Here is a 22,602-nt window from a genome sequence, read left to right as displayed (position 1 = left end):
TTACTCAAGCTCATTACATACTATTTAGTCTTACGACTAAAAATTTACTTCTTTTTACTAAAGTAATTAACTGGTTTAACAAAATATTATTTTGCTATTCTTTACCTATTTCTCTGTTTAATTTTCAAAGACCAATTTGTTATTTGTATCCGTCAATTGCTGACGACTTCTACTATAATACTAGATGTTTCTTTATTTGTCAACAAGTTTCTAAAATTTATTTTCATATAAAAACTAATTGAATAACAATCAACATTGAATTTGCTTTGCCACCGCTTTGCGACGACAAGGAATATTCTATCATATAAATAAGATCATAATTCAGGTAAACAAGTGTTCTAATTAAATTATGCCCTTATTCCTAGCTATAGGTTTAAGTAGTTCAATATTTCACATGTAGATACACTTGGCTAAACTTTGTCAATATATGTGTTTTATCATTTGCTATCTACCCTAATTTTGTTGAAAATTTCAGCACTAGACATATATAAAAGAAAAATATACATTCACCATAAAATAAGAGTAAATTTCATCCCTAAATTTAGGGATGAAATTTACTCTTATTATTAAGAAGCATAATAATTTAACACCTTACTATATTAATTAAGCAAAGATGAATCCACTTATTTTCTATTTCCTTTGTTTCTTTTTAGTAGCTTTTACTTGCTTCTTCTTAGTTTTCTTTTTACCTTTATTAAACTTACTGTTTTGCATTATATGTTGAGGCTTATCCTTAGCAGTATCTTTTCTAAAACACACCCAGCACCCAAGTTCAGCTATAGTATCCTCAATAAATGCATATCCTTCATTTTTAAGATTCGGAAACTTTTCACTATCGTGGATTTTAACAGCCTCATTAACTTCTACAAGTGTTATAAAATCTTCTTCTACTAATTTATCTTCATAAGCTTTTCTTATATACTGGTATAATTCATTTGGACCTGCTTCACAAGAACTACATATAAGTTCATTCCAAGCCTGAGAGAATTCTCGTTCAAGTTTTCCTTCAAATAAACTTTTATAGTATTCTATAACTTCACTTTGGGATATAACACCCTCTCCTAGTAGAACAATAAATGATTTAATAGCAGCACATCTAACATATTCATTAACACTACTATCTTCAACTAATCTTTTTATTGATTGTGTATCTCCACCACAAACTGATGCTAGAATTTTGTGTAACTCTTCAGTTAGAAGATCACCAAATAAATCGTCTGGAATTTCATCTTGCAAACTAACTAAATCTATAATAAGACTTAGACTTTGTACTTCTTTAAACTGTGCTAACAAGAAACATGCATAAATATGTGCAAAATACTCATGGTCTTCTAAAATATCCTCATAATTTTCTCTAGCGTTTTTTAATATATGTAGTAATTCAGGGATAAACTCTTCCTTACGTTTTATTATTTCCTTTAATTGTATTTCCGGAAATTCACCGTTATTATGCTGTATTGCTTTAAGTAATTCATTCATAAAATTAAACTCCTTTGAAATTGATTTTGGCTAAGATATCTAATAACCTAATCTATTAATAATATCAATGCTTTTTAAATTTATCAAGAATAATTCACTTGTATTATTTTGTAAATATAAATGCTATAATTATAGAATAACAAGGATGGTGATAAAGTGAAGAAAAAACATATTTTAATTTTGATAATTGTATTTTTGATATTAGCTTGTGCTTATAAATATATACCTTATAAATCTATTATAAATGAATATGTTATAAATATTTTCAAACCAAAATTTGTGGTACCTGAAAATTTTTCTAAAGTAGATAATAATAAAAACGGAGTCGCCGATGCATTAGATATAGTGAATGGTGCATATAATGAAGTTCTTAATAAAACAAAATACGAAAGTAACTATTATAGCGGTGGGTTTCCTCCAGATAGTGAAGGGGTATGCACTGATGTGATTTGGAGAGGTTTTAAAACTGCTAACATAAATTTAAAAGATCTTATGGATAAAGATATAAGTAGTAATACTAAACTTTATTTGAGAGTGCAAGGTACGCCAGACCCAAATATTGATTTTAGGCTTGTGCCAAATCAAGATGTATATTTTAGTAGACACTGCCTTAGTTTAACCACTGAAATTAAATCTAGAAATTATGAAAATTTAATAGAGTGGCAACCTGGTGATATTGTGGTATTTACAAAGGGGTATGAACATGTTGGTATTATTTCTAATAAGCGAGATAAAAATGGGATTCCCTACGTTATTCATAATACAAAACCTCATGCTTCTACGATGAAACTTTCTTGGTTTACAGCCCCTATCCATGCCCACTATAGATGGAAGTTCAACTGAAAAACTCACGCCCTTAGGCGCGAGTTTCTTTTATAAAAAAACAAAATACCCTATCTTCATATGAAGGTAGGGATAAATTTAAAATTTATTTTAACTTGCCACTTGCCACGTGGGTGGCACCAATTATTGCAACCACTGCTCCGCCCCAAACTATTCCACATCCTAAAATCATCATTACTATGGCACCTGTCGACATATGAATACCTCCAAATAATTTTATTTTTTATGCATTTACAGTCCATTTTTTCTTATAGAATACGTAAGCTGCACCAATCATTACGACAACAATTCCCCACCCAAAAACGATGTTTGAAACTATGGAAACTTTACCACTACTAAATAGTCCAGTAATTAAGTCTAATATATTTGTTATTACAACAGCACCTAATAATAACGGTGTAAAGTATCTTAATAGATAATCCCACCATTTAGAAACACCAAAATCAGAATAAGCATTTGCCTCTTCGCGAAGTTTATCAGTTCCGTAAATGTAGCTAATTAAAATAACTTCTACAAGGCCTAGCCCAGCAATTACAATGTTACCAACATAAGCATCTACTATATCTAATATATAGTTAAACCCTGCATAGCTTGCAAAACATGCGCTACCACAAAATCCAACAATAGAAATAATTGAAACAAGTTTTGCTCTAGATATATCAAACTTATCTAAGGCGGCAGTTGCAAATGATTCTAGCATTGAAATACTAGATGATATACCTGCAACAAATAGACAAAAGAAGAAAATGAACCCTAATAATCCTTGGACAACTATATTTGTTGACATTGTAGAAATAGCAATTGGAAATGCGATAAATGCAACACCTGTGCCTGTACCAAATGATGTAAATTCTACACCCATACTACTTACTAGGTGCCCTAGCGTTGAAAACACTAATATCCCAGCAATAAGATCAAAACTTGCATTGACTAAAACTGTAATGATTGCGCTATTTACAATATCCGCTTTATCATCTAAGTATGAGCCATAGGCAATCATAACACCTACCGCTAAAGTTGTTGAAAAAAACACTTGAGCGTAAGCTGAAACCCAAATACTTGGATTCAAAATTTTGGAAAAATCCGGTTTAAATAGTGCTTCAAGGCCTATAGTTGAACCTTCTAAACGGATTGAGTTAATCATAAATATGATCATAAGTATCATTAAAAGAGGCGTGAATATGGTAGACATTTTTTCTATTCCGGAGGATATACCCTTTTTAACAATAAGCCAATTACAAACCCAAACTACAATAACTGCAACTAAAATATATATACTTATACCAGCACTAAAATCCAATGCATTTTCTGCACTTCCTGTGATCATACCCATAATAGGTCCTGGTTCTGAAAGCCAGTTAATAATACCAAACGCATGTCCTAATGAAAATATCATAAATACAACAGATACAGCAATAATTGCGCAATAATAAGTCATAACTACAATGGGCACCATTACTTGAACCCACCCAACAATTTCTAATTTCTTACCTAAGCTTGAAAATGCCTTTACCGACCCCCCACGGATTTTTCTACCAAAAGCGTATTCCATAATCATTAAGGGTACAGCACATGTAATAAGCGCTACAAAATATGGCAAAAGAAATGCTCCTCCACCATTTTTATATGCTTGAAATGGAAACCTCCATAAATTACCGAGTCCTATTGCAGCTCCTGCCGCTGCAAAAATAAAACCTTTTCTACTTTTCCAATTATCTCTCATTTATATATCCCCCTTCTTTTAATATTTAACATTTCCCAATATAATACCGTTATAATGCTTTTGAATATTTAAGAAATCCCTTATCCATATTTAGAACTAGAATCCCTGTTTCATTCAAATATTCAACATAAGATTTTAACATTCTTTCTATTATGGTATATCTATATCTGTTTTTAACATTAATATCTAAATTTATAATAACGGCCTTATGGATATCTTCCATTGTCATGGCACCCTCTATGAGGTCAGCTATTTTTAATGCTCTATCCTTATAGAAATCTATATTATCCGTTATAAGCTTTGTAATATCATCATACATACCTTTATGTGCCACTACATATTTGCTATATTTTAAATCATATAGTTTTGATTTGCTTTTCAAATCCTCACTAAGTATATAAGCATAGGGGATTTTAGCCCCTCTCATGACTTCATAGCTTATAAGGGCATCTGCTAAATAAGCAACATCATCAGGAGTAGTAATACATATATGTGCAGGACTGTGTCCCGGTGTATGAATAATATTAAATTTAACACCTCGCACATTTATACTATCCTGGTTATTCAAAATCATAATATCTGTAACGCAAACCATATGTCCAAAATGCTCCGAAACATCGGATAATGTCAGGTTATTGTAATACATTTTAAGATTCACTATAGAACTGCAAATAAGTGCTTCATAAGCTGGCATAGCTATAATACAATTATATTTACTCTTTAAATATGCATTGTTCCCTATGTGATCTACATGAGCATGAGTACATATTATAGCAACTACATTAAAGTTGTTTTTTTCTAATAGCTCATCTATTCCCTTTTGCTCTCCTTCTGCCCATCCTGAATCCAACATAATAATTTCTTCATTATTAATTTTATAAAAAGGTATGTACGTCATACCAGTATTAATGCAAAATGTATTTCCCTTTACTTCTAAAATTCTCATGTATTAAATTCCCTTCTTTTTATCTCGCTTATATGAACTTGCCACTTGCCACGTGGGTGGCACTTTTAGAATCTTATTATTCCTTTTAGAATGCTAAAAATACCAAATATAATAATAACCGTACCAATTATTTTATCTATAAAGTTAAAATACTCAAATTTATATGTTTTTTTATATTTCTCTATTAAATTTGTAGTTATTAACCATATAATAGAAGACCCTAAAAATATCGATATAACAAATATCATATGCTGAAGCGTCGTCCCATGATCTACATATATACCTATTTTAGTAAATATAGCAAAGAAAATTAAAAATGTCATAGGATTTGATAAGCCCATTAGAAAATGCACAAAAAATGGATGTATTTTCTCTTCTTCAGTATCTTCCTTCAATTTTATTCTTTCTATTCCACTACTAAGAATATTAATTCCAACTATTAAAAATAAAATTCCAGTTACACCATTAATGAAATATTTGTGGATATTCACAAAATTATTTATGAAACTTATTCCTAAAATTGCTAACGAAGAATAAACTAAATCTGCTGTAACTGCACCAACAGCTGAAAAAAAGCCTATCTTCCACCCCTTATTTATAGATCTTTGGATAGACAATAACCCGAGAGGACCAACAGGAAAGGAAACAAACATACCTATAATAACCCCTTTTAATAAGAACATCTCTATAATTCCACCCCTTATAATTGCTCAATATCAATAAATAATCCCCAATTCTTTACTATTATTATACCACATCAAATAAAAAAGCAGTAAAAAAACAATTAATATAAGAGGCTGTCTAAAATTACTTTTAGACAGCCTCTTCTTACAATAATTATTAAATTTTTGTCTAACTATTTTTTATGGTGTTCTCTATGACCTGGGCCTCCTATATGAAAAGCCTCACCTAATTTATCAGCTTGAGTCTGTGTTATAGATCCATCTGTAACTAAAGCTTTTAGTGGATTCACCTCATTATCTCTTAAGCTATCCATATATGTCTTTCTATCAGTTTCAGTCATAGTGCTAGCTTTGTCTCTAGCAGTTTTTTTAGTTACTTCATCTGCATTTATGGCAGCTATAACTTTAGTTGCTTGCGCCTGTGTTATAGTCTTATCTGTAACAAACACATTAACCTTTGTGTTTAAATTAGCTTGTCTTTGAGACTTCATTGTAGCCTCTTGACTAGTTTTTAGTGCATCTGCCTTTGCCTGTGTTAAAATGTTTTCTTCTACTAATTCCGTAAATAAATCTGGTTTTTCTAGTTTTTCTCCTTTTACCGGTTTCTCTCCTGTTGGACCTTTGCGAACCTTGCTAGTTTCGTATGCAAGTATCTTATCACTTTCGGCCTGAGTAATAATTTTTGAGGTTACCGCTACTTTAAGTTCACTTTCTATTTTAGCCCCTCTATCTGGAGCAATTCCTTTGTTATGTTTTAAGGTTCCTGTTGCATTAGTTGACGGAGTTACTTTATCAGCTGCAAAAGCAAAACTAGCTGAAGATACAAGTACACCTCCTGTTATTAGTGCTGTAATTATTTTTGTTTTTAAAGAAAGCCTATTCATACTAATTTCCCCTTTCATTTATTATTTTTGTATTTGTTTTTATATTCTTTCTATGTTTATTATAGTTTTTAATTGTGGCAAGATTATGTCAGAATTATGTGGATTTTATGTGGATTTCAAGTAAAATATATAGTAATAAAATTAAGGCACCCTAAAACTTTCTAGGGTGCCTTAATTTTTACTATGATTCTATTTGAACTATCGTTTAATTTATACTCTCTATTTGTCTGTAAAATCCATAAATTAACCCCGGGAAATAACTCTATACTACTCCTTCTAAAATTAAGTAGTTAATTAAATTTTACAAGACTTTAATTAAATTTAACATTAAAATGGCTTAGCTTTCCTTTACACCCGCAACATATTCAACATTTAATAGTTCCGACAGTGCATCTTCTACCGACATATCGTCTACAATCCTTCCAGTAAGAATTATGCCTTTGTTTAAGTCTTCATCCCACTCAAAATCAGTCATCACAGCATCAACTCCTAAATTCTCAGCCATATCTTTTGCACTAGTGTTACTAGTTTTATAATTATCTATTCCATCATCTGTAATTGATATTTTATAAATCTTGTTTTTAATTGGCATTTTTTTATTCCTCCATAAAAAATAATATGTTATTTTAAAGATACTAAATCTAATATTCTACAAAAGCCGAAAAATATCCCTAATTAATTAAATTTCAATCAGAAATCTTAAATTCTTTTCTTGATGTATTTGCTAGCTTTTACCTTATTATTCCTAATTGCTTTAATAAAAAAATATAGAGTAATAATTAAAATTAATATATACGTTATAAATCTTCCAAATTCTGATACTATAGGAACTATAGTTTCCCATGAATCCCCAAACCAATATCCTAATCCTAAATATATGCAAGTCCAAAATAATTCACCAAAAGCAACATAGAAACTAAAGGTTCGTAATCTATATCCTGTAATTCCTGCTGCCGCATTTATAAACGGCCCCATTGCTGCAATTAAAAATCTACTAATAAAAACTGAAATTCTCCCATGCTTTATTAAATAACTTTCTGCCTTATGTATTTTAGGTTGAAAATATTTTTTTAATTTATTATGTCTGTTTAAAACTTTATTACCAATAGCTTTCCATATAATATATGCAATATTATCTCCAAGCCATGCAAAAAACCAAACTTCTAATAAAAGAAAGCCCACATTAAATTCACCAGCATAAGCAAAAGCTCCAGATGCCAATACAAGTAGCGACGCTCCTGTTGGAATACCTATACATTGGAGTACAATTATAATACTTAAAAACCAAATATTATAGTTTCTAAAACCTTCTATTAATAAATTACTAAATTCACTCATGTTTATTACCCTCTATACTATTTTCTTTAATTTTATTGTTTTCTATAAGTTTCTTTAAATTATCACTAAGCTCTTTTAATGATTTATTGTATTTTTTACCCAATCCTTCTAAACGCAAATTCACATCACCATTTTGTGGGATAATTCCAAGTCCACTAAAAATATCTTCTTCACTTATATTATATTTTTCAGATAATTGTTTTACAGTAATCCATTTATGAGTGCTCATATTTCCAATCTGTCTACTTTCTTTAGTAGGCAATTTAATATTTTTAAATTCTAAATATAGTATGGTGGATCCTCTTACTATTATAAATATAGTTACCATAATTAAAATTGACAATATAACTGTTTTTATATTTTTTTTCATTATATACCTTCCTCTTGCAAAAATAAGTCTTTGGATTAAAACCAAAAACTTATTTTAATTAATTTATACACTCAAGCGTCTTTGACCTATGTCATTAGCGATTTTTCTTAGTTTATTTACCTGTTCTTCTGTTCCTAGAACTACCATAGTATCACCTAATTTTACAATTTCATCAGAACTAGGATTAAAGACTAATTTCTCACTATCATACTTTTTAATGGCTAGAACTATTAGCCCAGTTTTTTCGGGGATTTTTATTTCACGAAGACTCTTATTTAATATATTTGATTCATCATAAATCACAACATCTTCGAGGTCCAAAACTACATCTCCCGCATGGGTAATTATATCTAAAAAAGCAATAACAGTAGGTCTAAGCATCAATGCTGCCATTCTAGTCCCTCCTATTTCATTTGGAGAAATTGTATTGTTTGCACCTGCTCTTTTAAGTCTCCCCTCTGCATTTTTATTTATAGCTCGAGACACAATATATAAATCACTATTCATTTCTCTTGCGGTTAAAACTGTATATACATTTTCAGAATCCTTAGGTAAACAAGATATAAGACCCTTTGCATACTTTATTCTTGCTTTATCTAATATATCTTCCTCCGTGGGATCTCCAAGAATAGCATGGATTTTATTTTCTATTAATTCATTTATTTTTTCTTCCTCATTATCTATTACAATAAAAGGAACATTACTTCTTTTGAATTGTATTATGGCATTTTGTGATGTTTCTCCTGCCCCGCATATTATATAATGGTCTTTTAACGCTGTTATCTGTAATTCCATACGTCGCCTCCTCCATGCATCTCTTAAATCTCCTTCTAAAAATGAAGAAACAATACTTGTAAATAAATACCCAACAGTACCTAAACTAAACATTATAATAAGTATAGAGAAAATCTTAGCTTTTGCATCCATAGTCGCAACTTCCGCATATCCTACTGTTGATATGGTTATAACCGTCATGTACAATGCGTCTATAATGCTAACATCTAATAAAATTTTATATCCTATTGTTCCTGTAAGAAGCAATGCTATTAATATAGCGACTACAAAATTGAATTTACGATAACTTTTCATGGCTTCGCCCCTTAATCTTACTTTATGCTATTATACCATAAAAAGGCAATCATACTAGTATATAAATGGCGGTTACCTAGTAAATATAGACTAGGTAACCGCCATTATATATAGTAATTATTTAATTTAAAATCTATTTTATACTAATTATCATCATATCTACATTTTTACTTGAATCAATAATTACCTCTTTTAATATTAAATCTGCCATTAAAGCTTCTCTAATGATTTCTTCAATTTCCTCCTTTCTGTCCATATAAAATGCTTGCCTATTATAATTTATCATTGAGTAATTTTTACTATTTTCCAATAATTTTTTTTCAAATAAAGTAAGTGTATCCAATGCTTTAATCTGTATAATATTTCCACTAATAAACACATTTACATCTTTAGGACCTTTTCCAGTATTAGTCTTAATAAATCTTGCAAACAAATTTTTTATTTTACTTTCCACTTCAGTTTTTAATGTTTTGCTAAGAACGGTATTATCATTTATAATAGTTTCATCTTGTCTTTGCTTAAATATTTTAACGGCCGCTTTAAGCATTGCTTCCATAAGTTCATCATTTTTAATAGGTTTAATAACATAATTATCTATTCCCACATTCACTGCCTGAAGTATCGTCTCAACATCTGAAAAAGCAGAAGTAATAATAATCGCACAGTTTTTGTCTATATCTCTTATATTCCTTGCCATTTCTATTCCATCCATTTCTGGCATCTTAAGATCAGTAATAACAATATCAGGATTAAATTCCTTAAACTTATTTAACCCATCTTCTCCATTCTCTGCTAGATATAATTTACCAACCCTTCTTTTTAAAAATATGCCTAGTTGCTCTCTATGGAATTCTTCATCTTCCACATATAGGACTTTTAAATTAGAAAGTAAATTTTCTTCCTTTTGAATAATCATGCTATACCTCCTTAACGGGAATAGAAATATTAAAACAAGCTCCCCCATCCACATTATAAAATTTTATACTACCATTAAAATTCTTTTCAATAATCATTTTTGACATATATAAACCAAGACCTGTCCCCTGCTTCTTATTTTTCGTTGTAAAATACGGTTCAAATATTTTTTTCGCTATAAGCTCATCTATACCCCCAGCATTATCTTTTATTTTAACAGTATTACATAACCCATTGCTACTTATTTCTATGTCAATTTGTTTGTTCACTGTATTAGATTCCGATAATGCATCAATAGCATTATTTATTATGTTGAAGATTACTTGAGAATATTGATTTGAATATCCATATGCCATAAAATTATCTATGTTTTTTATATTACATTGTATTTTATGAAACTTAAAATTTTCTTCGATTAATTCTATAGTTGTAAAAATACTATCATATAAAGAAAAACTTTCTTTGTCCATTGTAGGTTTAAAAAAGTATCTAAAATCATCTATTGTTTGAGACATTTTATCAATAAGGTTTCTTGATTTACCTATTAAACTTTCTAATGTTTCTTCATCTAAATCATTATACTTATGCATATCTTCTATATTTGTTATAATAAGTGCTAATATGCTTAAGGGCTGTCTCCATTGGTGAGCAATATTACCAATCATTTCACCCATAGCAACAAATTTTGATTGATAAATCATCAATGCTTCTTTTCTTTTATTCTCATCCATTTCTTTCTTAAACATTTTTTCCAGTTTCATGTTTATCTTTTCTAACTTTATAATCATCTTTTGATTGTCATTTTCTTCTATATCTGTTTCACTTTTATTAATTGATTCAAAAAACTCTTTATATTCACCATCAAGAGAAATCTGAGATGCTACTATATTTATTATGCTTCTAAACCTCTCTTCACTTCTAATTAAAGTTTCTTCTTCAATTTTTCTATTAGTAATATCTCTAGAAATCAGTACTAATTTTTGTTGATTTTGAAGTTTAAATAACCGTGTGTTTATCTCTACTGTTATCGTACTACCATCTTTTGCTTTAAGAACAGCTTCAAATAATACTGTTTCTTGTATACGTAACGCCTTTTTAATTTCTTCATTTTTGTCGTTCTTTAATCCAAAAATTATCTCATAATACTCCATATTGCATATTTCTTCCTTAGAGTAACCAAGTACCGCACATGCTTTATCATTAACCTCAAGAAAATTACCGAAAAAATTATCATTTATATTTAAAACAAAAATACAATCGCTGCCACTGCTAAATAACACTTCATATTTTTCTTTATTTCTAATCAGTTCAACTTGGAGTAATTTTCTTTCTTCTATGTCCTCTTTTAATTCAACATTCAGAGTTTCAACTTCACTTACATATTTAGCCTCAACTTCAATTCTACTTTGATTTTCTTTGATTTTATAAACATATTTTATTACTAATATGAAAATTAATATAAGAACTCCAGCTAATACAAGTGTATTATATAAATTATTTTTAATAATGCTTACAACATCTTTATAATCCATGGTAACTGTTACTATCCAAAACTCATCTCCTATATAAGCAGGTGCAAATGCACTGATTTTTTTTATCCTTTTAAAATCTTCATCTCCTGGCCATATAGAATAATATAAATTTACACCTTCTCCTCCTTTCTTTTGTTCTTGAACAATTTCGTCCAGTTCTGACCAATCATATTCAGGAAATTGACCTTGTCTTGCATCCATAACATTTTCGCCTATGTCTTCACCCTTTGGATGCATTAAAAGCACTCCATTTTCATCTTTTACAGAAGCATATCCCTTATCTCCAACCTTTATAGGTTGAACAATTTTTTTATATAAAACATTTAAACTTAGCTTACTTCTTATAATTCCTATAAATTCATTTTTATAAAAAACAGGTTGGAGCAAACATATCGTAGGCCCAAATTCTTTTTCAAACTCTATTTTACCTACAACAACTTTATTGTCTTTTATTACCTCTCTTACACCTTCAATATTAGAAATATTATTACCTATACTCTCTTTGTCATCAATTATTAAAGATTCTTTTTCTAAGATTACACCATCTTTATCTAATAGTTCTACTGATTGAACCATCTCTTGTTGTGTTTTATAGTATACCTCTAGAATATCCATATGAAAATCAAGATTTTCATTTTTCAATAAAACATTAAATTTTTCTTGAAATGCATAATTCTGAGCTATAATTTCTAGATTTAGTCTTTGTTCATCCATAGAAGTTTCCAAACTTCTTCCAGTCATTTCCGCAATAGTTAATAAATTTTCTTGTTCATTATTAATTATAGAATCTCTAAAATTTTTATAATTTGACCATATTAGGAAAAATATAAGACACACTATAATTACAATTGAAAAAAGGATTGCTATATATTTATTTATATTTTTACTTTTACTTTTAAATTTGACAAATCTATTCTTCACAAAAATAAATTCCTCCTTAGTTTATATCTATTTAGTCTTTCATTTCCTATTATTATATCATTTAATCATATAAATTGCCCATAATTTAAAAAACATACATAAAAGGTTAGCAAAATTATTCTGCTAACCCTTTATGTATGTATTTGATTTAAAATTTAACAAGGTATTTCAACTAAACAATGATTAATATTCTAACCAAACAAATTAAGTAATAGTCCTGCAGCTACCGCTGAACCAATTACTCCTGCAACATTTGGCCCCATAGCATGCATCAATAGGAAATTTGAAGGATTTGCCCTTTGTCCTTCCTTTTGAACAACTCTTGCTGCCATTGGAACTGCAGAAACCCCTGCTGCTCCTATCATTGGATTGATTTTTCCATTAGTTAATTTACACATTAACTTACCGAACAATACTCCACTTGCTGTTCCTATAGCAAATGCCATAAGTCCAAGCACCAATATTTTCATAGTTCCTATTGTTAAAAATACATCTGCACTAGCTTTCGCGCCTACAGTTAATCCTAAGAAAATAGTTAATATGTACAAAAGAGAATTGCTTGCTGTAACGACTAGATTTGGTACTACTCCTGACTCTTTTATTAAGTTTCCAAACATCAACATACAAATTAATGGAGCTGATGAAGGTAACAATAATACGACTAATATAGTAACAATTATTGGAAATACTACTTTCTCAGTCTTTGATACTGGTCTTAATTGTTCCATTTTAATTTCGCGCTCAGCTTTTGTAGTTAAAAGTCTTATTATTGGTGGTTGTATAACTGGAACTAATGCCATGTATGAGTAAGCTACTACAGCTATAGAACCTAAAAGGTGAGGTGCTAATTTACCTGTTAAATAGATAGCTGTTGGTCCATCTGCTCCACCTATAATTGCTATAGAAGCTGCTTCAGGTCCCATAAACCCGAGTAGTATGGCTCCTATAAACGCAAAAAATATTCCCATTTGAGCTGCCGCTCCTAGAAGTAGACTTTTAGGATTTGCAATAAGTGGCCCAAAGTCCGTGCCCGCACCAACACATAAAAATATTAATGGTGGATATATACCTAAATTTACACCTTGATACAAATAATGAAGAAGTCCTCCATCCGACATAAGGTTTGCCAAAGGCAAATTTACAATGAGCATACCAAATGCTATTGGTATTAATAAGTAAGGTTCATATTTTTTTACAATTGCTAAATATATAAATATACAAGCTATTACCATCATTATTACATGCTTATAAGTTAACGCTGAAAAACCAGATCCTTGTATAATGCTTTGAAGCATCTCCGCCATTTAATTCTGCCTCCTTTCTATTAGTGATAAATTAATTTTTCTTAAAAACTACTGTAGAGAAACTAATTTATCCCCTAAAGCTACTGTATCGCCCTTTGTCACATTTATAGCAGTCACTTTTCCATCTTTTGGTGATACTATTTCATTTTCTAATTTCATTGCTTCTATAACTACTAATACCTGGCCAGCTTTAACTAAATCCCCAACTTTAACCTTTATTTCCCATATACCGCCAGGAATAGGTGCTGTTACGTCTTCACTACCTGATGGCGTCGCCTCCGCTACCTTAGGTGTGTTATTTACTTGAGCTTTTTCCTCTTTTTTTGGAGCTTCTGCTCCTATCTCTAATTTTTCTACTTCTACTTCATAAACTTTCTCATTTAAACTAATTTTATATTTTTCCATAATTTCTTCCTCCCTTCTGCATAGCTAGTTTTAATTCTAATTTATCCTCTTTATGCTTCTTACATGAATTCTAGAATTCCTGTTACCAGCACTAGCTGCAATAGTTGCTGCTATGCAAGCCACTATATCATCCTCTTCTTCTAAGCTTGTTATTTCGATTTCATTTCTACATGTTGCTACTTCTTGAATGCTATTTATCTCTTCAATAACTTTGACCTTCTTCTCTTTGAAAATATGCTTAAATGATGATAGTATCAATGAAAGAAGAAATAAAAGAGAAAAAACTAAAATTATAGATCCAAGTGAAACATTAAGAGCCTGGGATATCGAAACTTCATTTCCTAACATTTTCACACCCCTTTACTTGTGTATTATTTAAAATGATACGTCAATATAATTATAATCCATATTTTTTTCTTCTAAGAATTTTTTAGCTACTTGTTCAAACAGCGCGTAGCTTAGCACATCCTCATCATTCTTTGCTAAATCTCCAATTTCTTCTTTTGCTTTTTCAAATCCTGGCTTCAGTAAATCTGCGGGTCTTACTGTTACCACTTCTTCATTTCCTATAATTTTTTTTATTATATCTTCACTTATTGGTACTGGTGATTTGCCATAAAGACCTTTTACATATTCTTTTATTTCTTTTGGTATTACTTTATACCTTTCTCCTACTAAAATATTGAATACTGCTTGTGTACCAACCATTTGACTTAAGGGAGTAACTAGCGGAGGAAATCCTAAGTCTTCACGTACTTTAGGAATTTCTTTTAGCACTTCTTCATATTTATCCCCTGCATTTTGTCCTTCTAATTGGGATAAAAGGTTTGAAAGCATTCCACCTGGAACTTGATATATTAAAGTCTTTGGTTCTGTTTCCATTACTTTTGGATTTAATATTCCATTGTCTAAGTATTTTTGTTTTATCGGCCTAAAGTATGCTGCTACTTCATTTAAAATTTCTAAGTTGAGTCCCGGATTTCTTTCCCCATCTTTAAAAACTACAGCCAAAGATTCTGTGCATGGTTGGGATGTTCCTTCTGAAAAAGGCGAAATAGCAGTATCAATAATATCAACCCCTGCTTCTACGGCCTTCATGTATGTCATGGATGCAATCCCACTAGTACAGTGACTGTGCAGTTCTATAGGTATCTCTATTTCTTTTTTCACTCTACTAATTAATTTGTAAGCTACATCAGGGGTTAATATACCTGCCATATCTTTTATGCATATTGAGTCTGCCCCAGCATTCTCCATTTCGACCATTAAATCAATATAATATTCTATGGTATGTACTTTACTTGTTGTGTATGAAATAGCGCACTGGCAGTGAGCTCCAGCTTTTTTAATAGCATTAATTGGTGTTTCTAAATTTCTTACATCATTTAGAGCATCAAATATACGAATAATATCTATACCATTTTCTACAGCCTTTTCAATAAATTTTTCTACAATATCATCTGGATAGTGCTTATACCCTAGAAGATTTTGACCTCTTAAAAGCATCTGAAGTTTTGTATTCTTTACCCTTTTTCTAATTTCTCTTAGTCTTTCCCACGGGTCTTCATTTAAAAACCTTAAGCAAGAATCAAAAGTAGCCCCGCCCCAAACTTCCATAGCGTAGTAACCCACCTTATCCATCTTCTCCAAAATAGGGAGGATTTCTGTTGTGGTAAGCCTTGTTGCAATTAAAGATTGATGTCCATCTCTTAATACTGTCTCAGTAAATTTAAGTTTTCCCATTTTTCACCTCTTTTTAACAAAAGCTAACTCATTTTATAATAATGGGTTAGCTAAATATTAAATACTTTGATACTATACCATATTCATTTTTTTCTTTTTATAAGATGCTTTAATCATTGGATATACAATTGAAGCAATTGTAATAATTATTAAACCTATTGCTACTGCTGAACTAACGAAAATTTTCGCACTTCCATTTGATATTGTCATCGCTTGCCTAAATGATTGTTCCATTGTTCCTCCGACTATACAACCGAGTACCAATGGTGCTGATGGAAGATTTATTTTACTCATTATGTATCCTAATATACCAAATCCAGTTAATAGATAAAAATCTGTTATACTGTTACTTATAGCATAAGCTCCCACAAACGCTAATGCTAATACTAAAGGGTACAATAATTTCACCGGAATAGCTAGAACCCTTACAAGAAGACCAGCAAGTGGAATATTTATAATTGCTAACATAATATTTCCAATAAACATACTTGCAATAAGTCCCCATGCTACCGCAGGATGCTGTGAGAATAATAGTGGTCCTGGTTGAATACCAAGCATCAATAATGCTCCCATCATAACTGCAGTTGTTCCTGAACCTGGAATACCAAGAGTAAGCATCGGTATCAAAGCTCCAACTGACGCAGCGTTGTTGGCAGCTTCTGGTGCCGCTAAGCCTTCTATAGCGCCTTTACCAAATTCTTCTTTATTTTTCGACATTGATCTTTCATTGTTATATGCCATTAACGATGCCATTGTTCCACCTGCACCTGGAAGTGCTCCAATAAAGAATCCAAGTGGTGTACTTCTTAGTATAGGCCATTTACATCTATTCCATTCTTCTTTTGTAACCCAAATCTTCTTAAACTTTGTTTGAGATTTTTTAGTTCCTTCTTGAAGTGTTTTAAAGCTTTTAAAAACCTCGCCTAAAGCATAGATACCAATTATAGCTACAAGAAAATCTATTCCTGTTTGTAAATGCAAGTTCCCAAAAGTGAATCTTGGAACACCAGATTGTCCATCTATACCAACTGTTGTTATCATGAGTCCTATAATTGTTGCAATAAATCCCTTTACCATATTCTTTTCAGACATTGATGCTGTCATTGCAAGTGCTGCTATCATCAAAAGAAAATATTCAGCCGGTCCAAATTTTATAGCAAAATCCGCAATAGGATTAGCAACAAAGACCATGAATACTGCTGCAATCGTTCCACCAATAAATGATGCTATTGCAGATATTGCAAGGGCTGATTCTGCCCTACCACTCATAGCCATAGGATAGCCATCAAAAGTTGCAGCTAAAGCCGCACCATCTCCTGGAGTGTTTATTAAAATCGAACTTCTTGAACCACCATACATAGATCCATAATAGACCCCACACATTGTAATCAAAGCAGCTGTTGGTCCCATTGAAAAGGTAAGTGGAAGTAATACTGCAACCCCTGTTGCAGGTCCAAGTCCTGGAAGCATACCAACGATAGTACCTAAAACTCCACCTACAGTAACCATAAGTATATGGTAAGGTGTAATTGCTACCAAAAACCCATTAAATAAATTTATAAATACGTCACCCATTATTTCACCTCCTATTAAATATTTAGAAATGGTATTTGTGGAAGAATAATTCCTAGAAACTTCGAGAATAAAATATATATACCAATACTAAAACATATACTCACTATTGAATTTTGTATTATTCGTTTTTTATTAGTCAAATAAAGCATACCTTCAAGAAATATGAAAGTTGAAATTACAAATCCAAAACTATCAAAAATCAAGGCATATATAACGCAAAACACACAGGTTAACGCAATAAGCTTTGAATTGGATTTTTCTTTTTCACTCATTTTCTTTAACTGATTTAATGCTTCTTTTGTCTTTGACAAATCGCTTTTTAAAAAAAGTAAAATTCCTAAAGCAACCAATATTCCACCTAATAAAAACGGAAATTTGGAAGGTCCTAATGGTTTTCCTATTGTTGCCCTTGGTAAGAGATAAGCTGCTAAAATATAAATCAATCCAAATAATGCAACAACAATTCCAACCAAAGCATCAAAATTTAATTCACGCTTACTATCCAATTTATATCCTCCTTCTAAATGTAAATCTGATAAGATTTTTTTTCCTTATCAGATTTGCCCTTCATGTATTTTTTCTATTTTAGCATTCCAATTTCTTCTAATATTGATTTATAATCCTCATTAGTTTTATCTAAGAAAGTATTAAAATCAGCTGTATTTAAATACTTTTGATCCCAGCCATTTGTCTTACAAGCTGCAATCCATTCTGGAGTTTCTACCATTTTACCTAAAGTATCCTGCCAATATTCAACGGCATAATCAGGCATATCTTTTGGTGCAAATAATCCTCTCCAGTTTGTAAATGTTGCATCTATTCCTTCTTCTATACATGTTGGTATTTCTGCAACAACGCCTGTTCCTATCCTCTTATCAGCTGACTGAGCTAATACTGTTATTTCTCCAGCTTCAGCTAATTGCGCTACGTCAGAAATTCCTGTTGTTAAAAGATCAATATGGTTACCTAATAATTGAGCAGCAGCTCCACCATCTTGGAAGCTTATAAAATCTATTTGCTTTAAGTCTTTAACTCCTGCTGCTTTTGCTATTATTAAGAATTGAATATGATCCATACTTCCTGCCGCAGAGTTTCCACCTATCTTGACACTCTTAGGGTCTTTCTTTAATGCATCCATTACTTCATTAATATTTGTATATTTCGAACCTTTATTTACAGCAAAAGCTGCGTAATCTGAAATAAGTCCTGCAAGTGGGGTAGTATCTTTATAACTAAATTCTGTTGAACCATTTAAGTTAATAAGTATAATTGGTGGTGAATATACAGCTATTAAATTATCTGCATCTTTCTTCTCTTGCATGTATGCTAATGTTATACCGCCACCGCCGCCTGGTTTATTAGTTATTGGCATTGGTACTGATACAAGCTCTGTGTCTTCTAATACTTTTGCTACAGTACGGATAGTTAAATCCCAACCACCACCTGCTCCACCTGGTGCTATAAATTCCATAGCATTTTTAGGATAGTCAGGTGTCGTCCCCTCATCTGTCGTAGCTTTTGTTCCGCAACCTGCTAAAGATGTAACAGCTAATGTTCCAACTAAAATCATTTTGATTAAATTGTTCTTTTTCATAATAATTTCCCCCTTAATTTTAATTTTTGATTTTAATGCCTTGATTTATATTTTAGTGCAAGGATTAATCGCCTAATTTATTTAAGCAAAATAAAAAGGCCAGCACAAGAAACCTCAAAGTTTCTTGGACTGACCTTATAAAGCTTAACCTAAATAGTTATCTTTAATCCCTGTCATCATAAATATTAAATTTTATAGTTTACACTGTATTTAGCGAAAACCTTTTCATCTCAAAGTACGTATATATATATATTTACCTTAAGCCTATGGCCCTCACTTACTATGTGATCATTATAGCATAGTAAGTGCGCTATGTCAAAGTATTAATAATCTTTTGAACATGAGTGTTTATTTTTGCTTTACTTTTCTTATAACATCCATTATAGTCCCATCCCTATATTCAACTATTCCAACAATTTCTTCATCAAATTCTGGTTTTTCTGGAATACTTGTAAAGCTTTCCGCTAAATTTTTAAGTTCTCCTATAGTCATAATAGGAAGATTTGATTTACTTAATTTCTCTATTATATCTGTTCTTAATGGGTTTATTGCTATTCCTCTTTCTGTTACAAATATATCAACAGTTTCTCCTGGTGTCACAACTGTAGTAACTTTATCAACAACTATAGGTATTCTTTTTCTCATGAGTGGTGCCACTACAACTGTAAATTTTGCTCCAGCTGCTGTATCTGGGTGTCCACCTTGAGCTCCCATAATTATTCCCGTTGAACCTGTCATCACATTAACATTAAAATTAATATCTATTTCCGTTGCTGAAAGTATCATTACATCCAACTGATGCGCAACGCACCCTTTATTATGTGGATTTGCATATGTTGATGCGGACATTTCTATATGATTAGGATTTCTTTTAAGGGAAGTTCCTGCTTCGCAGTCAAACGTCTGTGTATCATATAGCGCTTTAAATAATCCTTTTTCCAACATTTTTACCATATATGAGCTTATACCACCTGAAGCAAAGGAGCCTACGATATTATTTTCTTCCATATGTTCTTTTACAAATTTAACTACAGCCAAGGCTGAACCGCCGCTCCCAGCTTGAAATGAAAACCCATTTTTAATATATCCAGAATCTATTATTGCTCTTGCTGCATTTTCTGCGATTTCAAGTTCTAGTGGATTTCCAGTAACTCTAGTAGCACCTGAGGAAATTAATGAAGGATTACCTATTTCATCCATTACAACAACATAATCCACTAATGTTTGATATATACTTATAGGATATAGAGGATAATCTACTAAATTATCTGTTATTGCTACTACTTTGTCTGCATACTCAGCATCAACCATAGCATATCCTATAGCTCCAAAGGCTGATTTTCCATCTACTCCATTCATATTCCCCATTCTATCACAAGCAGAAGCGCCTAAAAATGCTACATCAATTTTTACATCTCCAGCTTCTATAGCTCTCGCTCTTCCACCATGCGTTCTAAATATTATAGGTTTTCCTAAAATATTTTTAGTAGATATTTCCTTAGCGAGTTTGCCTCTAAGACCACTAGTTTGAAGTCCTGTTATTACACCATTTTTTATATGTTCAATTAGTGGTTCATGAACTTTATTCAAAGAAGAAGCACAAATTGTAATGTTTTTTATACCCATTTTGGCTATCTGATCTACTACTACATTTAATATATAGTCTCCTTCTCTTAAATGATGATGAAAAGATATAGTCATCCCGTCTTTAAGACCAGTCTTTTCAATGACCTCCCTAATATTGTTTAGTATTTTAGTATCACTGGGTGTACTATATGCTTTACTTGGCGCATATTTTTTGCCTTCAGGTTTTGTTGCAAAAGGTCCCCTATAAGGTTTTAGTACTCCTACACCTTCTATGTATTTAGGTATTTTTCTGCCTACTGAATTCTCTATAAATTCCATTATTCTATTCCTCCTCCTTATATACTCCTGCACCTTTTGCGAGAGCTACTATTCTTTCAGCCTTTTGAATTACTGGAACATCTACCATCTTGCCATTAACAGTTATTACTCCAAGATTCTTTTTTTCAGCCTCTTTAGCAGCATAGATAATTTCTAGAGCCTTTCCAATTTCTTCTTTTGTAGGTGTAAAAATCCTATGTACTTCTTTAACTTGCTTTGGATGCACACAAGATTTACCTGAGAACCCTAAATTTTTCGCTTCTTTTACTTCTGCTGTAAATCCTTCCATATCTGAAACATCTGCCCATACAGTATCTATAGAATCTACTCCTGCAGCTGATGCCGCAATAACTACTCTTGTTCTTGCATAAAATAATTCTCTTCCAGCTTTTGTTCTATCCGTACCGAGGGATCTAGTAAAATCTTCTGCACCAATAGATATTGCTATGACTCTACTACTGGATTTTGCTATTTCATATGCATTTTCTACTCCCTTTGGAGTTTCAATAGCACATTGTATTTTAACTGTTCCTATTTCTATGCCATTTTCTTTTTCAACTTCTTCAATAAGCATTTCTAATTTTCTAACATCTTCACTAGATTCACACATAGGCAATCTAATATTTTTAAGTCCTGCTTTTACAAGCTCTCGTACATCCATTTCGCCAAATGGTGTGTACAATGCGTTAATCCTTGCAAACACTTCAATGTTTCCATAATCCACAGTTTTTAAGGCTTCACATAACAAATCTCTTGCAGAGTCTTTTTCAGCTAAGACAATCGCATCTTCCAAATCAAATATTATACAATCAGGGTTATATATTTGTGCTGTAAAGAGCATTTTAGGATTATTGGCTGGACAAAACATCATAGTTCTTCTTAATTTCTTCATTAATTCACTCCTCCCTTTGCTCTTCTAATAGCCGTTTTAACACGAGCTCTTATTACAAAGTCTAACGCTCCTTGATCTTTTAATGTAACAAGTACATTTTTAATATTCATTTCATCTAATACTTCCTTAACAGATTTTTCTATCTGCTTTCCAAATAGTTGTTTGACTTTACTTTCTACGTCTACGTTTACACCATCAGATGTATTTAAATTAACATTAACCAAAACATCATCACCTTTTTCTCTACCTGCTTGTCCTATCATAATTAAAAACCTCCTCCAAAAGTTTAGTGTATTAAATAAAATGCCTATTTTTTAAAACAAAAAAGGTCAGCACAAAAACATAAATGTTTTTTGCGCTGACCTTATAAAGCTAAACTTATAAGTTTTCTTTAACCACTGTCAACATATATTTTATTAAATTAATTATATCTTTATCTTAAAAGCATCCTACTAAATACG

Annotated in this window: 23 protein-coding genes; 1 reads left to right on the top strand and 22 read right to left on the bottom strand. The window is 31.2% G+C overall.

Annotated features, from left to right (window positions below):
* Positions 1–630: 630 nt before the first annotated feature.
* Positions 631–1,479, bottom strand: a complete 849-nt coding sequence (locus JJD95_RS09175) for a DUF1186 domain-containing protein (protein WP_291642590.1) — start codon at positions 1,477–1,479, stop codon at positions 631–633.
* Positions 1,480–1,635: 156 nt separating this feature from the next.
* On the opposite strand from JJD95_RS09175, the gene JJD95_RS09170 reads away from it, so the two are divergent.
* Positions 1,636–2,322 carry a DUF1287 domain-containing protein gene (locus tag JJD95_RS09170; RefSeq protein WP_291642588.1) on the top strand — a complete coding sequence of 229 codons (687 nt, stop codon included), beginning with the start codon at positions 1,636–1,638 and terminating at the stop codon, positions 2,320–2,322.
* Between the two features lie 85 nt (positions 2,323–2,407).
* Here the strand turns inward: JJD95_RS09170 and JJD95_RS09165 are convergent, their stop codons facing one another.
* From JJD95_RS09165 to citD, 21 genes are all read right to left on the bottom strand, one after another.
* Positions 2,408–2,518, bottom strand: a complete 111-nt coding sequence (locus tag JJD95_RS09165) for a MetS family NSS transporter small subunit (protein ID WP_291642586.1) — start codon at positions 2,516–2,518, stop codon at positions 2,408–2,410.
* 27 nt (positions 2,519–2,545) lie between these two features.
* Positions 2,546–4,045, bottom strand: coding sequence for a sodium-dependent transporter (locus JJD95_RS09160; RefSeq protein ID WP_291642584.1), 1,500 nt, complete (start codon positions 4,043–4,045; stop codon positions 2,546–2,548).
* Between the two features lie 49 nt (positions 4,046–4,094).
* On the bottom strand, positions 4,095–4,991 hold the full coding sequence (locus JJD95_RS09155; protein ID WP_291642582.1) for an MBL fold metallo-hydrolase: 897 nt from the start codon (positions 4,989–4,991) through the stop codon (positions 4,095–4,097).
* A gap of 65 nt (positions 4,992–5,056) precedes the next feature.
* Positions 5,057–5,674, bottom strand: a complete 618-nt coding sequence (locus tag JJD95_RS09150; RefSeq protein WP_291642580.1) for a LysE family transporter — start codon at positions 5,672–5,674, stop codon at positions 5,057–5,059.
* Positions 5,675–5,847: 173 nt separating this feature from the next.
* Positions 5,848–6,558 carry a hypothetical protein gene (locus JJD95_RS09145; RefSeq protein WP_291642578.1) on the bottom strand — a complete coding sequence of 237 codons (711 nt, stop codon included), beginning with the start codon at positions 6,556–6,558 and terminating at the stop codon, positions 5,848–5,850.
* A gap of 337 nt (positions 6,559–6,895) precedes the next feature.
* Entirely contained in the window at positions 6,896–7,150 is a 255-nt protein-coding gene (locus JJD95_RS09140) for a hypothetical protein (protein ID WP_291642577.1), read from the bottom strand.
* A gap of 107 nt (positions 7,151–7,257) precedes the next feature.
* Positions 7,258–7,896 carry a DedA family protein gene (locus tag JJD95_RS09135; protein ID WP_291642575.1) on the bottom strand — a complete coding sequence of 213 codons (639 nt, stop codon included), beginning with the start codon at positions 7,894–7,896 and terminating at the stop codon, positions 7,258–7,260.
* Positions 7,889–8,266, bottom strand: a complete 378-nt coding sequence (locus tag JJD95_RS09130) for a hypothetical protein (protein WP_291642573.1) — start codon at positions 8,264–8,266, stop codon at positions 7,889–7,891. The genes JJD95_RS09135 and JJD95_RS09130 overlap by 8 nt, the downstream gene beginning before the upstream one ends.
* Positions 8,267–8,329: 63 nt before the next feature.
* The gene (locus JJD95_RS09125; RefSeq protein WP_291642571.1) at positions 8,330–9,355 is read right to left on the bottom strand and encodes a TrkA family potassium uptake protein; all 1,026 of its coding nucleotides are present in this window, start codon (positions 9,353–9,355) and stop codon (positions 8,330–8,332) included.
* A gap of 133 nt (positions 9,356–9,488) precedes the next feature.
* The gene (locus JJD95_RS09120) at positions 9,489–10,271 is read right to left on the bottom strand and encodes a Na-translocating system protein MpsC family protein (RefSeq protein ID WP_291642569.1); all 783 of its coding nucleotides are present in this window, start codon (positions 10,269–10,271) and stop codon (positions 9,489–9,491) included.
* A gap of 1 nt (position 10,272) precedes the next feature.
* Positions 10,273–12,723: an ATP-binding protein gene (locus tag JJD95_RS09115; protein WP_291642567.1), complete on the bottom strand. Its 2,451-nt coding sequence runs from the start codon at positions 12,721–12,723 to the stop codon at positions 10,273–10,275.
* A gap of 191 nt (positions 12,724–12,914) precedes the next feature.
* A complete protein-coding gene (locus tag JJD95_RS09110) occupies positions 12,915–14,027 on the bottom strand; it encodes a sodium ion-translocating decarboxylase subunit beta (protein WP_291642565.1) in 1,113 nt (370 codons plus the stop codon).
* A 48-nt stretch (positions 14,028–14,075) separates the two neighbouring features.
* Complete coding sequence (locus JJD95_RS09105) at positions 14,076–14,432, bottom strand: biotin/lipoyl-containing protein (RefSeq protein ID WP_291642563.1); 357 nt, start codon at positions 14,430–14,432, stop codon at positions 14,076–14,078.
* Positions 14,433–14,468: 36 nt separating this feature from the next.
* Positions 14,469–14,780, bottom strand: a complete 312-nt coding sequence (locus JJD95_RS09100) for an OadG family transporter subunit (RefSeq protein WP_291642561.1) — start codon at positions 14,778–14,780, stop codon at positions 14,469–14,471.
* Positions 14,781–14,807: 27 nt separating this feature from the next.
* Positions 14,808–16,175, bottom strand: a complete 1,368-nt coding sequence (locus tag JJD95_RS09095; protein WP_291642558.1) for an oxaloacetate decarboxylase subunit alpha — start codon at positions 16,173–16,175, stop codon at positions 14,808–14,810.
* Between the two features lie 72 nt (positions 16,176–16,247).
* Positions 16,248–17,750 carry a tripartite tricarboxylate transporter permease gene (locus tag JJD95_RS09090; RefSeq protein WP_291642556.1) on the bottom strand — a complete coding sequence of 501 codons (1,503 nt, stop codon included), beginning with the start codon at positions 17,748–17,750 and terminating at the stop codon, positions 16,248–16,250.
* A gap of 14 nt (positions 17,751–17,764) precedes the next feature.
* Positions 17,765–18,256, bottom strand: a complete 492-nt coding sequence (locus JJD95_RS09085; RefSeq protein ID WP_291642554.1) for a tripartite tricarboxylate transporter TctB family protein — start codon at positions 18,254–18,256, stop codon at positions 17,765–17,767.
* 74 nt (positions 18,257–18,330) lie between these two features.
* The gene (locus tag JJD95_RS09080) at positions 18,331–19,344 is read right to left on the bottom strand and encodes a tripartite tricarboxylate transporter substrate binding protein (RefSeq protein WP_291642551.1); all 1,014 of its coding nucleotides are present in this window, start codon (positions 19,342–19,344) and stop codon (positions 18,331–18,333) included.
* 348 nt (positions 19,345–19,692) lie between these two features.
* Complete coding sequence (citF, locus tag JJD95_RS09075) at positions 19,693–21,249, bottom strand: citrate lyase subunit alpha (protein WP_291642549.1); 1,557 nt, start codon at positions 21,247–21,249, stop codon at positions 19,693–19,695.
* Positions 21,250–21,253: 4 nt separating this feature from the next.
* Positions 21,254–22,141: an aldolase/citrate lyase family protein gene (locus JJD95_RS09070; protein ID WP_291642547.1), complete on the bottom strand. Its 888-nt coding sequence runs from the start codon at positions 22,139–22,141 to the stop codon at positions 21,254–21,256.
* Positions 22,141–22,404, bottom strand: a complete 264-nt coding sequence (gene citD / locus JJD95_RS09065) for a citrate lyase acyl carrier protein (RefSeq protein ID WP_291642545.1) — start codon at positions 22,402–22,404, stop codon at positions 22,141–22,143. Before citD ends, JJD95_RS09070 begins: the two co-directional genes overlap by 1 nt.
* Between the last annotated feature and the right edge of the window lie 198 nt (positions 22,405–22,602).

It is taken from the genome of Clostridium sp., from assembly GCF_016650035.1.
Taxonomy (GTDB): Bacteria; Bacillota; Clostridia; order Clostridiales; family Clostridiaceae; genus Clostridium_AD.
The sequence above is the reverse complement of the archived record's forward strand: the minus strand, read 5'-3'. Positions and strand labels throughout refer to the sequence as shown.